This window comes from Nocardia yunnanensis (genome assembly GCF_003626895.1).
GTDB classification, from domain to species: Bacteria; Actinomycetota; Actinomycetes; order Mycobacteriales; family Mycobacteriaceae; genus Nocardia; species Nocardia yunnanensis.
In genome coordinates, this window is record NZ_CP032568.1 from 1971956 (window position 1) to 1984099 (window position 12144).

Genomic DNA, 12144 nt, shown 5'->3' on the forward strand with positions numbered 1-12144 from the left:
GAAAGTCGTTGTGCTCGGGGGACTTAGATGATCTTCTGACCAACGAGGTAGGTGGCGATCTGCTGGCCGCCCTCGCCCTCGTCGACGATCTTCTCGCCCGCCGTGCGCGCCGGTTTCGGGGTCACACCGGTCACCTGGGTGCCGGCGTTCGCCACGCCCACGACGCCCGCCTCGACGCCGAGGTCCGCCAGGGTGAAGGTCTGAACTTCCTTCTTCTTGGCGGCCATGATGCCCTTGAAGGACGGGAAGCGCGGCTCGTTGATCTTCTCGGTGACCGAGACGATGGCCGGGAGGGTGGCCTCCAGCTTGAACACGCCCTCGTCGGTCTCGCGCTCGCCGGCGATGCGCTCGCCGTCGACGGTCAGCTTGCGCAGGTGGGTCAGCTGCGGCAGGCCCAGGTACTCGGCGATGATGGCCGGCACGGCACCGGCGCGACCGTCGGTGGCCTCGTTGCCCGCGATGACCAGCTCGATGCCCTCGATCTGGCCGAGCGCGGCGGCCAGGATGTAGGCGGTCTGCACGGCGTCGGAGCCGTGGATGGCCGGGTCGTTGATGTGGATGGCCTTGTCCGCGCCCATGGACAGGGCCTTGCGGATGGCCTCGGTGGCCCGGTCCGGACCGGCGGCCAGCACGGTGACCTCGCCGCCCTGCGCCTCCTTGATCAACAGCGCCTCCTCGACGGCGCGCTCGTTGATCTCGTCGAGGATGGCGTCGGCGGCCTCGCGGTCGAGGGTGTAGTCCCCGTCGGTGAGCTTGCGCTCGGACCAGGTGTCGGGAACCTGCTTGATCAGTACGACGATGTTCGGCATGGGTCTTCGTCGACCTCCTGTTCTGGTGGCACTGGGTGGCGGTCGCACGAGTTCGTCACGTACGTCCACATGTAGCTCGTTCGGGAGATTACCCTACGTTAAGTTACTCATGGGTAACTTACGGTGTGAGTTTCCGCATCGGTTGATCCGGTCGCGAGTGTGATATGCGCTACCGCTAACGTCGGAGCAATGAGCGAGGCCGTGAGTCCAGTCGAAAACCCCACCGATCCCCTGCCTTTGACCGGTGAGCGGACCGTGCCCGGCATCGCCGAGGAGAACTACTGGTTCCGGCGGCACGAGATCGCCTATGTGCGGATGCTCGAGCGGTGCGCGGGCAAGGTCGTGCTCGAGGCCGGCAGCGGAGAAGGCTACGGCGCCAACATGATCGCCGAGGTCGCCGCGCAGGTCACCGGCCTGGACTACGACGACAGTGCGGTCGCGCACGTGCGCGCCAAGTACCCGCGGGTGCACATGGTGCAGGGCAATCTCGCCGACCTGCCCCTCGACGACGCCTCCGTCGACATCGTGGTGAACTTCCAAGTCATCGAACACCTTTGGGATCAGGCGCAGTTTCTGCGCGAATGCCTGCGGGTGCTGCGACCCGGCGGAAAACTGCTGATCTCCACGCCGAATCGGATCACCTTCTCCCCCGGGCGCGATACGCCGCTCAACCCTTTCCATACGCGTGAACTCAATGCCGCGGAGATGACCGAACTTCTCGTCGAGGCCGGTTTCTCGGTCGAATTGATGGCCGGCATCTTTCACGGGCCCGCGCTCGTCGCGCTCGACCAGAAGTGGGGCGGGTCGATCATCGACGCGCAGATCGAGCGCGCGCTGGCGGGCGAGCCCTGGCCGGCGGAGCTGGCCGCCGACGTGGCCGCCGTCAGCATCGACGATTTCGAACTGCTCGCCGACACCGAGCGCGATATCGATGCCAGCCTGGATCTGCTCGCGGTCGCGGTGAAGCAGTGAGCGAGCACGCCCCCGTGCCGGGCCAGTTCACGCTGGTCCTGCACTCACATCTGCCGTGGCTGGCGCATCACGGGCGCTGGCCGGTGGGCGAGGAGTGGCTGTACCAGTCCTGGGCGGCGTCGTATCTGCCCGTGGCCAAGGTATTGAGAAACCTTGCCGCCGAAGGCCGTTCGCATCTGCTCAGCCTCGGCATCACGCCGGTGCTGGCGGCGCAGCTGGACGATCCGCACTGCCTCGAGGGCATGCATCACTGGCTGGGCAACTGGCGGCTGCGCGCCGACGAGGCGTCCATGGCGGGCAATACCGCGCTGGGCCGGCACGAACATCGGCTCGCCAGTGCGGCTCTCGACGATTTCGAGACCCGCTGGCGGCACGGGGCCTCGCCGGTGTGGCGGGAGCTCATCGACGCCGAGGCCATCGAATTGCTGGGCGGGCCGCTGTCGCATCCGTTCCAGCCGCTGCTGGATGCGCGGCTGCGGGAATTCGAACTGGCCGAGGGGCTCGCGGACGCGCAGCAGCGGTGGGGGCACACGCCCGCCGGAATCTGGGCGCCCGAATGCGGATTCACGCCGGGCATGGAGACGACCTACGACAAGGTCGGCATCTCGCACTTCATGGTCGACGGTCCCGCCCTGCGCGGCGACACCACTCTCGGCCGACCGGTCTGGGATTCGGACGTGGTGGCGTTCGGCCGCGATCTGACCGTCAGCTACCGGGTCTGGTCGCCGAAATCCGGCTATCCGGGGCAGCCCTACTACCGTGATTTCCATCACTACGATCACGCCACCGGGCTCAAGCCCGCGCGCGTCACCGGCAAGACCGTCGCCGGTCCCGACAAGGCCCCTTACGACCCGGAACTGGCCGCCGCCGCCCTCGAGAAGGACGTCGCGGATTTCGTGGCGACCGTGCGGGAGCGGCTGATCTCGGAGTCCGCACGCCTCGGCCGCCCGGCGCTGGTGGTGGCCGCGTTCGACACCGAACTGTTCGGGCACTGGTGGCACGAGGGCCCGCAGTGGCTCGAACAGGTGCTGCGCGCACTGCCCGAGGCGGGGGTCACCGTGGGCACGCTGGCCGATGCGCGGGCCCGCGGTTACGTGGGCGAACGCGTCGAATTGGCCGACTCCAGCTGGGGTTCGGGCAAGGACTGGCGGGTGTGGGCCGGGGACCAGGTGTCCGATCTGGTCGAGCTCAACGCCGAGGTCGTGCGGCTGGCGCTGGACACCCTCGACAAGATGCGCGTGGACGCCTCCGGACTGCGCGACGCGACCGCGGATCAGCTGCTGCGCGAGGCGATTCTCGCCGTCTCCAGCGACTGGGCGTTCATGGTGTCGAAGGATTCCGCGGCCGGCTACGCGCGCGACCGCGCCCATCAGCACGCGCACGCGGTCCGCGAGATCGCGGCGGCGGTGGCGGCCGGGCAACTCGCCAAAGCGGGTCAGTTGGCGGCAGGATGGTACGCGGCCGACGGACTCTTCCCCGCACTCGACGCGCGCAGGCTCGGCCCCGCTTCAGAAGGACCCGCATGAAGATCTTGATGGTGTCGTGGGAGTACCCACCCGTCGTAGTCGGTGGGCTGGGCCGCCACGTCCATCACCTCGCCGTCGAGCTGGCCGCCGCCGGGCACGAGGTCGTCGTGCTGGCGCGCCGGCCGATGGGCACCGACGCCACCACCCACCCGACCCACTCGTTCATCGAGGAGGGCGTGCTGGTGGTGGCCGTCGCCGAGGACCCGCCGGCCTTCGACTTCGGCGCGGACATGCTGGCCTGGACGCTGGCCATGGGACACGCCATGGTGCGGGCCGGAATCGCGCTGCACAAGCCGGGCATCGGCGAGGGCTGGACGCCGGATGTGGTGCACGCCCACGACTGGCTGGTCGCGCATCCGGCCATCACGCTGGCCGAATATTACGACGTGCCTTTGGTTTCCACGATCCACGCCACCGAGGCGGGGCGGCACAGCGGCTGGGTATCCGGCCGGGTCAACCGCCAGGTGCATTCGGTGGAATGGTGGCTGGCGCACGAATCCGACGCGCTCATCACGTGTTCGGAGTCCATGAAGGACGAGGTGCACCGGCTCTACGGGGCCGAGCGGGTGCCGATGACGGTGATCCGCAACGGTATCGACGTGGGCGCGTGGACTTTCCGCGAGCGCGCTCCCCGGTCGGGTCCGCCGCGGCTGCTGTATGTCGGGCGGCTCGAATACGAGAAGGGCATCCAGGACGCCATCGCCGCGCTGCCGCGCATTCGCAAGGCGCATCCGGGCACCACGCTGACCATCGCGGGCATCGGCACTCAATTCGATTGGCTGCGGGAGCGGGCGCGCGCGCATCGGGTCGCGCGGGCGGTGAACTTCGTCGGCAAGCTCGATCACACCGATCTGCTGGGCTGGCTGCACAGCGCCGACGCCATCGTGCTGCCCAGCCGTTACGAGCCGTTCGGCATCGTGGCGCTGGAGGCGGCGGCCGCGGGCACCCCGCTGGTCACCTCCACGGCGGGCGGGCTCGGCGATCTCGTCACCGACGGGGTCACGGGCGCGTCCTTCGAACCGGCCGACGTGAACGGCGTTGCCGAAGCGGTCATCTCGGTCCTCGACGATCCCGCCGCGTCCCAGGATCGCGCCTGGTCGGCGCGCGAGCGGCTGACCGCCGACTTCGCCTGGGACGTGGTGGCGCAGGAGACGGCGCTGGTCTACCAGTCCGCCAAGCGCCGGGTCCGCACTCCGATGGGGCGGCCGGTCATCGTGGAACGTCCACTGCCGGAACGGGATCCGAACCAGCCTTACTGAGTTCGATCCACCGGGTCCGCCAGGATTCGCGCGGGACACCCTTTTGCCTTGAATTAGAACGTGTTCTAATTCAAACATGGTCGACTTGGTGCACGGCACGGCGGATCCGGCGTTCGGCAAGGTGCGCGAGCTGTTCGAGGCGAGTGTCGCGGACGGGCGGAACCTCGGTGCGAGCGTGGCGGTCTACGTCGGCGGGCGGGCCGTGGTCGAATTGTGGGGCGGCACAGCGGATGCCAAGTCCGGCCGGCCGTGGGAGCGCGACACCCTGTGCGTCACCTTCTCCTCCACCAAAGCGGTCACCGCGACCGCGGCATTGCGGGTGGCCGCCGAGCGCGGCATTCTGATCGACTCACCGGTGGCCGACTGGTGGCCCGAGTATGCCTGTGCCGGAAAAGAATCCACGACGCTGGAGGACTTCCTCACCCATCGGGCCGGGCTGCCGGTGCTGGAACGGCCGGTCTCCGCGGCGGAGGCCGCCGAGCCGGGGCTGATCGCCGGGCTGCTCGCCGCACAATCACCGCTCTGGGAGCCGGGCAGTCGCCACGGTTATCACGCTCTCACCTACGGCTGGCTCCTCGGCGAATTCATCCGCCGCCACACCGATTCCACGGTCGGCGACTACGTTCGTCGGGAAATCGGGTCCGACCTGCACATCGGCGTCCCCGAACCGCTGCTGGAAAAGATTGCGCGCCTGGCTTTCCCGCCGCGTGAGGAACAGGAATGGTCCGGTGACCCGGCACCGGTCTCCCCCGAGGCGGTGCAGCGCATGGCCCAGGCTTTTCGTGATCCGCACTCCCTGGCCATGCGCTCGACCACCAATCCCCGTGCCGCATACAACGATCCGGAGGTACTGACCGGTGGCTGGCCCGCCACCGGCCTGGTCACCACGGCCCGCGCACTGGCCTCCCACTACCGCGATCTGCTGGCGGGTGAGCTGCTGCCGCCACCGATGCTGACCGACGCGATCCGCGAACGCGTCCGCGGCATCGACGAAGTCCTCCAGTCGATTTCGGCCTACGGCCTCGGCTACGGACTGCCCTCCGAATCCATGATCGTCCCGCCCGCGGCCCGCCCGACCTCCTTCGGCCACGCGGGCGCCGGCGGCTCGATCGGCCTGGCCGACCCCGCCCACGATCTCGCCTTCGCCTTCATCCCGAACCTGCGCCGCGACTGGCTGGCCGGCGACCGCCGCGCCTACCAGCTCCTCGAAGCCGTCTACGCCGCTTTGTAATTCCTCACTCGAACGGGCAGCCCGGGTTGGGCGCATCCTCCGACAGCGGACTCCCGGTCGGCAGCACGTACAGCACGTCCAGAATCTGCGCCTCGGTCCCGAGATTTCGTTCGACGTGCACGTTCCCCGCGCCCGCCCGCTCCACGAACGCCGTCCCCGCTCCCCCGGTCTGATCCACCGCGCAGTCCGACCCGTAATGCGTGATCTCCCCCTGCCGCACGTACGCGTACAGCGTCCCGTCATGGAAGTGCCAGCCCGTGGAACCGCCTGGGGCGATGGTGATTTCGCGCAGAATGTAGTCGTACCCGCCGATCGTGGTCTGCGACAGAATCACCGCGCTGACCCCGGTGGAAGGCGTCGCCTGCGCACTCGCGCTCATCGGCCCGACCAGCGCGATCGAGGCCACTCCGACCAGCAAAGCTCGAATTCCGAGAGTCATCGCCCCACGGTAACCGCCGCCCTGCCGGGTGAACAGCCTAGGAATTCAGCTTCTTCAGGGCCTTCTGGACGGTGAGGAAGGTGCGGGTGGTGATGTCCTTGCCGATGGTCTTCTCGACTATCTGCATGAAGTTGGTGGTGCTGGGGTCGGTGTTGTCGATGACCGACAGGATGGCGACGGCGTCGGGGTCGAAGCGGAGGACTCGGACGGTGCCGGTGTCGTCGGCGGGGAATTCGGGGAGCTGTTTGGGGGCTTCGCGGACGAAGGTGACCGTCAGATAGGTCTCGCGGCAATGGGTCAGGCCCGCGAAAGGATCGGAGTCGACGAGGGCTTGGAGCTGGTCGCGGGTGCGGATCAAGGTGCCGCCGGGGATGCCCAGTTCGGCGTTCAGGGCCTGCTGAATTCGCGATTCCAGCGCCGGGACCTTCGAGTCCTTGGCCTGGAAGACCACGTTGCCGCTGGAGAGCAGGGTGCTCACGTTGTCGAAGCCCAAGCCTTCGAACACCCCGCGCAGCTTCTCGTTCCGCATATTGGGGTTGCTGGGCATGATCCCGCGCAGGAAGGCGGCGTAGCTGTGCATAGAGCTAGAAACTACCTGCGCGGGCCGACCGGGTCAGGATGCGGTGACGCCGTTTTTCTTGCGTTCGATGTCGGCGAGGGCGGCCAGGTGGGCGGCGCGCTTCTCGGCGGCGGAATCCCAGGCGACCTTGCGGTTCTTGACGACCTTGGCGGGCGCGCCGACGGCGATCGAGTAGTCGGGGATCTCGCCCTTGACCACGGCGTGGGCGCCGAGCACGCAGCCGCGGCCGACCAGGGTCGAGCGCAGCACCGTCACCTTGGCGGCGATCCAGGTGTCGGGGCCGATGCGGACCGGCGACTTCACGATGCCCTGATCCTTGATGGGCAGGTTGATGTCGTCGGTGACATGGTCGAAGTCGCAGATGTAGCACCAGTCGGCGACCAGGGTGGATTCGCCGATCTCGATATCGAGATAGGTGTTGACGACATTGTCCTTGCCGAACACCACCTTGTCGCCGATGCGCAGCGAACCCTCGTGGCAGCGAATGGCGTTGCCGTCACCGATGTGCACCCAGCGGCCGATCTCGAGCCGGCCCAACTCGGGGGTGGCGTGGATTTCGACATTGCGGCCGAGGAAGACCATGCCGCGCAACACCACGTGCGGGTTGGAAATCTTGAACTTGAACAGCCGGTAGTAGCGCACCAGATACCAGGGGGTGTAGGCGCGATTGGCGAGCACCCATTTCAGCGACGCGGGGGTGAGGAAACGGGCCTGCTCCGGATCCCGGCGGCGTGAACCCCGCCAACGCGCGCTCAGCGGTGCGCCCCACATGCTCGTCACGTACTGCTCCCTGTGTTCACCGGTCGTTTCAACGAGGGTATCCGCCCCCTCCGACGGGGGTGAAAGTAGGCTGTGCTGCGGCCGTAGCGGCCCGGCGACAATTCACAGACTTCCGTACTGGCAGAAGGGACACCAGCAGGTGCGAAACGGCAGGCGGCAGACCGGACGTGAACGACGCACGCGCACCGGCGCCAAGGTGCTGGCACTGGCGGGCGCCGGGCTATTCGCGCTGACCGCCTGTGCCTACGGCAGCACCAAGGTCGACGATATCGGCGTCGGTCCGGGCAAAGGCTGGCCGCTGGCCTTCCGCGACGCGCACAACAGCGGGTCCAGTCCGGTGACGGGGTCGCGCAAGCTGGCATTGAATTGGTCGCGGCCCGTGGGCGGTCCGATCGCGCAGCCGGTGATGGTCGGCGGGGACGGGCAGCTGTATGTCACCACGCGCACCGCCGCCTACAGCATCGTCTCCTTCCAGATGCCGACGGGACGCAAGCGGTTCTCCAATCCGATGGGGCCCAGCGCGGTCAACGGCGGGTCCGCGGTGGACGGGACCGGCAATGTGTACGTCGGCGACGACGGCGCGGTGAACTCCTTCAACAACCTCGGGCAGCCGCGCTGGCGCACACCGGCCGCGGGGACGCCGGTGTCGGTGCAGTTCACCGGTGACGGAAATGTCTTGTCCGTGACGCAATCCGGGCAAGTCGACGTGCTGAGCCGGCAGACCGGGGATCGGAAGGTCTCCACCTTCCAGCTGTTGGGTGAACCCGACTATCTCGAGAGCGCCTCGCTGACCCGGCCGCCGGACGGGCAGGGGCTCGACGATTGCACGGTCGGCGGGCCGCAGTGCCCGGTCGCGAATGTGTCGGCGGTGGACCAGAAGTCGGGACGGTTCTACGCCACGGTGTGGAAGCCGGGCGACGGCGAGGCGGCATTGGTGGCACTCACGTACTCGGGCAAGGAGATTCGCGTCGACTGGACGGCGAAGATGCTGGCCGAGGGTAGCGCCACCAGCCCGGCGCTGTCGGAGGACGGGAACACCGTGTACGTGGGGGACAACACGAATCGGCTGATCGCTGTGGATGCTTCGACCGGTAAGACCAAATGGACTCAGGACCTTGGTTTTCCGGCGCGCGGCGGGATCTCGATCGCGGACGGGCTGCTGGTGCCCTCGGGGGACGAGGGGCATCTGATGGCGTTGCGTGATCAGGGCGACAAGGCGGAAATCGCTTGGGAGCGTAAGGATCTGGAGCTGCGAGGTCGGCCGGTGCAGACGGCGGGGGGCACGGGGTACACGGTCGCGCCGATCGGGGATCAGCTGAAACTGGTCACCTTCGACACGCATTCGGGTGTCACGGTGCAGTCCAACGATCTGCCGGGCGCGGAGGGCACCACGGTGGGTACGGCGGTCGGCGCGCAGGGCGAGGTCGTCGTGACCACCCGCATCGGTGAGCTGTTCGTTTTCAAGCCTGAGAAGTAGATCCGAATCGGTGAATTCTGTTGGTAGCCAGGAATTTACACAGCGTGTTGGGTTGATCATGCTGTCGTGTCGCGGGATTCGAAACTATGATCGAGGGTATGGGTGACATCGCTGATGAGATCGCTACCGCGCAAGCGGTGGTCGCTCGCTTGCGTGTGGTGCACTCGCAGGTAGCTGCGTGGCAGGCCGAGGAGGTGTCGTTGATGACGGCGCTGTATCACCTGCGGCGTGAACAGCAACTCGAATGCGGGGTCGCCTACCTGCAGGCCGGGGAAAGCACGGCCACCGAGATCGGGATCGCGTTGAAAGTGTCACAGCGCAGCGCTGATGAGCTGATCGAGTTGGGACTCGGGCTGCAAAACCGCTACCCCGCCACCCGCGACGCCTTCGCCGACGGCCGCATCGACCTCGCACGCGTCCGCGCGATCAGCAAAGTACTCACCAACGCCTCCGACGGAGTGTTGGACACCCTCGAAGCCAAAGTCGCCGCCTATGCGGAGAAGGTCGAACCCGCGCGCGTGCGCCGCACCGCCAACCGCTGGATCAAGGAAGTCGACCCGGCGGGGCAAGCCGAGCGCCGCAAGGACGCCGAAGCCGACCGGTATGTGACCGTCACTGCCGCCGACAACGGCACCGCTGTGGTGGACGCGGTGCTGCCCGCCGCCGGCGGCGAAGCAGTGTTCGAACGTTTGCGGGAGATGGCGTTGAGCCAGGTGTGCGGCAAAGACCCCCGCACCACCAACCAACGCCGCGCCGACGCCCTGGTTGCACTCGCCGACGGGACAGGGCGGCTGGTGTGCCAGTGCGGGCGCGAGGACTGCCCACGCGCCATCACCGGCGAGGTGCCGGTGCCGCGCAAAGCACTCGTGCAAGTCGGTGTCTCGGCCGAAACGCTGGCGGGGTTGCAGGACAACCCGGCGCTGCTGGCCGGGTTCGGGGCCATCGACGCCGACCTCGCCCGCCAGATCGCGCGGCATGCCCGCTTCGAAATCATCACCGACACCACCGCAGCGACCGCCGTCACTGGCGAAACCACGACCGCCACCGCAGCGACCGCCGTCACTGGCGAAACCACGACCGCCACCGCAGCGACCGCCGCCGTCACTGGCGAAACCGCCACAGCCACCACCGAATCCGCTCCAGCAGCGACCGAATCCGCCCCTGCGACGACCGGTGGTGTCGAAAAAGCCGGTACCGCAGCCGAATTGCGTTACCGCCCCGGCGCTCGTATCGCCCGACGCGCTCGCGCGATCGACGGCAGCTGCCGCGCGCCTGGCTGCCAGGTCCCCGCCGCCGCCAGCGACCTCGACCACCAAGACCGCTTCGATCACACCAACCCCGCACAGGGTGGCCGCACCACCGAGGCCAACCTCGGGGCACGCTGTCGTCGCCATCATCGGCTCAAGACCTTGGCCGACAACCACGCCAACGGCTGGACAGTCATCCACCACCCCGATCGGCGGGTCGAATGGCGCACGCCCACCGGGGAATCCGACATCACCACCCCCGAAGGACCCGACTACCTGTTCCCTGCCACACCGGTGCCACCCGTCACCGCGGCAGGGGTTCCGGATGCCGAACCGCTCGGCTCGGTTTTCGATCCCGGGGTCGCGGCCACCGACCTGATCGAAATGGTCATGGCCTACACCACTCCCAGCCAACGCAAAGCCGCGCGACGAGCCCGGAACAACAAGTGATTCACCCGCTCGAGGCCAGGTAACCCGGGGGAAGACTACCCGGGTGGCACGCCCGCGACCGGAATGCCTGCCGGGTGAATGCACCGGAAGTGTGGTTACGTCGCCTGCCCTACCGGACCTTCGCTGACGCGACACAGGAGACGTGACTCGCCTACCAGCCCACGGACCGCACGGATCACCTTTTAGAGATTACCTACGAGGGATTTCCGGGGTGGTGCATACGAAAACGGTTGCGGTGGTTTCTATTCGGGTTATTACGAGGGTGTGGGGGATTTGGCCTTGGGGTTTCAGGCGGGTGCGGAGGGTGTCGGGGTCGATGTCTACTCCGCGGGTGAGGATTTCGAGGGGGCCGCAGTTGCGGCGGCGCAGTTCGGTGCGGAGGGGTTTTTCTCGGAGGTCCATGCGGGTGAGGATGCGGAAGCCTCGGACGCCGGTGGGGACGGTGTTGCCGGTTAGGTAGGCGATGCGGGGGTCTAGTTGCCACAGGGCGTGTTTGGCGGCGTAGTGGCGGACCAGGCCGGCACGGACTACTGCGCCGTCGGGGTCGATGATCCACTCCCCTGGCTCGCGTTCGGGGATGTTGTCTGGGTCGGCGTTCGTCAGTGTCCAGGGGGCGGCGTTGGACGAAAGGACTGTGGCGCGGCGGGTGACGCCTGGTTCGGCGAGGCCGGGTGACCACAGGCAGGCTTCGCGGACCCCGCCGTCGAGTGAGACGACTTCGACCTCGCCGGGCCAGGCTAGTTTGTCGAAATCCAGTCCGGGAGCGCATTTCACGGCCAGGTCGCGGCCGGTGTAGGCCGTGAGGAGGTCGGGTAGCGGCGGCTGTAGTTTGGCGGGGTCGTGGGTTCGTCGACCGTCTGCGCGGCGGGCGGGGTCGGCGATCACGACGTCGGCGGTGCTGCATGGCGTCAGCGCATCTGCCTTGGCCAGCAACACGTTTGGGGTGTCGGCGAGATTGTGGGTGGCCATGTCCAGTCGGACGATGTCCAGATCGCTGCCCACCACGGCGGGGCATTCGCGGGCCAAGGCCGCCAATTCCGCTCCGACGGAACAGGTTACGTCGTGGACGGTGCGGCCTGCCAGGCGCTGTGCTCGATGCCGGGCGACCGGGGTGGGGGTGGCCTGTTGCAGGGCGTCGTCGGAGAGGAGCCAGTTGTCCGCGTTGTCGAGTTTCGCGGCGGCTCGGCGGCGTAGGCGGGTGGTTTCCACCAACGCGGGGGCGTGGTCGCCGTGGGTGCGGCGGATGCGCTCCAGGTCCTTGAGGAGGGTGGCGGGGGTCAGCGCGAAATCGCCTACCTCGGCCAGGGCGGCCGCGCCGGGCGGGCTGGCGAGGTAGGCGATGTCGTCGCGGGTGAAGGTGTAGCCCACGGGAGA

General features: G+C 67.8%; 11 protein-coding genes. 6 read left to right on the forward strand and 5 right to left on the reverse strand.

The annotated features are described in order from the left end of the window. Nucleotides 1–23: 23 nt before the first annotated feature. The gene (locus tag D7D52_RS09015; RefSeq protein WP_120735904.1) at nucleotides 24–809 is read right to left on the reverse strand and encodes an electron transfer flavoprotein subunit beta/FixA family protein; all 786 of its coding nucleotides are present in this window, start codon (nucleotides 807–809) and stop codon (nucleotides 24–26) included. A gap of 189 nt (nucleotides 810–998) precedes the next feature. Between D7D52_RS09015 and D7D52_RS09020 the strand changes: the two genes are divergently transcribed. The 4 genes from D7D52_RS09020 to D7D52_RS09035 all read left to right on the forward strand — a co-directional run bounded on the left by D7D52_RS09020 (nucleotide 999) and on the right by D7D52_RS09035 (nucleotide 5797). Next, nucleotides 999–1781: a class I SAM-dependent methyltransferase gene (locus D7D52_RS09020; protein WP_120735905.1), complete on the forward strand. Its 783-nt coding sequence runs from the start codon at nucleotides 999–1001 to the stop codon at nucleotides 1779–1781. Further along, nucleotides 1778–3307, forward strand: a complete 1530-nt coding sequence (locus D7D52_RS09025) for a 1,4-alpha-glucan branching protein domain-containing protein (RefSeq protein WP_120735906.1) — start codon at nucleotides 1778–1780, stop codon at nucleotides 3305–3307. Before D7D52_RS09020 ends, D7D52_RS09025 begins: the two co-directional genes overlap by 4 nt. After that, complete coding sequence (locus D7D52_RS09030) at nucleotides 3304–4566, forward strand: glycosyltransferase family 4 protein (RefSeq protein WP_120735907.1); 1263 nt, start codon at nucleotides 3304–3306, stop codon at nucleotides 4564–4566. Before D7D52_RS09025 ends, D7D52_RS09030 begins: the two co-directional genes overlap by 4 nt. 76 nt (nucleotides 4567–4642) lie before the next feature. Further along, nucleotides 4643–5797, forward strand: coding sequence for a serine hydrolase domain-containing protein (locus D7D52_RS09035; RefSeq protein WP_120735908.1), 1155 nt, complete (start codon nucleotides 4643–4645; stop codon nucleotides 5795–5797). 4 nt (nucleotides 5798–5801) lie between these two features. On the opposite strand, the gene D7D52_RS09040 is transcribed toward D7D52_RS09035, so the two are convergent. The 3 genes from D7D52_RS09040 to D7D52_RS09050 are packed head-to-tail and all read right to left on the reverse strand — an operon-like array spanning nucleotide 5802 to nucleotide 7587. Continuing rightward, nucleotides 5802–6236: a cupin domain-containing protein gene (locus D7D52_RS09040; RefSeq protein ID WP_120735909.1), complete on the reverse strand. Its 435-nt coding sequence runs from the start codon at nucleotides 6234–6236 to the stop codon at nucleotides 5802–5804. Between the two features lie 37 nt (nucleotides 6237–6273). Continuing rightward, nucleotides 6274–6816 (reverse strand): DUF1697 domain-containing protein, encoded by a 543-nt coding sequence (locus D7D52_RS09045; RefSeq protein WP_120735910.1) that lies wholly within the window; start codon nucleotides 6814–6816, stop codon nucleotides 6274–6276. A 33-nt stretch (nucleotides 6817–6849) separates the two neighbouring features. Continuing rightward, on the reverse strand, nucleotides 6850–7587 hold the full coding sequence (locus D7D52_RS09050; RefSeq protein WP_120735911.1) for an acyltransferase: 738 nt from the start codon (nucleotides 7585–7587) through the stop codon (nucleotides 6850–6852). 148 nt (nucleotides 7588–7735) lie between these two features. Here D7D52_RS09050 and D7D52_RS09055 point away from each other — a divergent pair, with 148 nt between their 5' ends. Together D7D52_RS09055 and D7D52_RS09060 are read left to right on the forward strand one after the other, a co-directional pair. Then, complete coding sequence (locus D7D52_RS09055) at nucleotides 7736–9073, forward strand: outer membrane protein assembly factor BamB family protein (protein ID WP_246023712.1); 1338 nt, start codon at nucleotides 7736–7738, stop codon at nucleotides 9071–9073. Nucleotides 9074–9171: 98 nt separating this feature from the next. Next, nucleotides 9172–10770: an HNH endonuclease signature motif containing protein gene (locus D7D52_RS09060; protein ID WP_162958229.1), complete on the forward strand. Its 1599-nt coding sequence runs from the start codon at nucleotides 9172–9174 to the stop codon at nucleotides 10768–10770. 189 nt (nucleotides 10771–10959) lie between these two features. Here the strand turns inward: D7D52_RS09060 and D7D52_RS09065 are convergent, their stop codons facing one another. Then, nucleotides 10960–12138, reverse strand: coding sequence for a THUMP-like domain-containing protein (locus D7D52_RS09065; protein ID WP_120735914.1), 1179 nt, complete (start codon nucleotides 12136–12138; stop codon nucleotides 10960–10962). Between the last annotated feature and the right edge of the window lie 6 nt (nucleotides 12139–12144).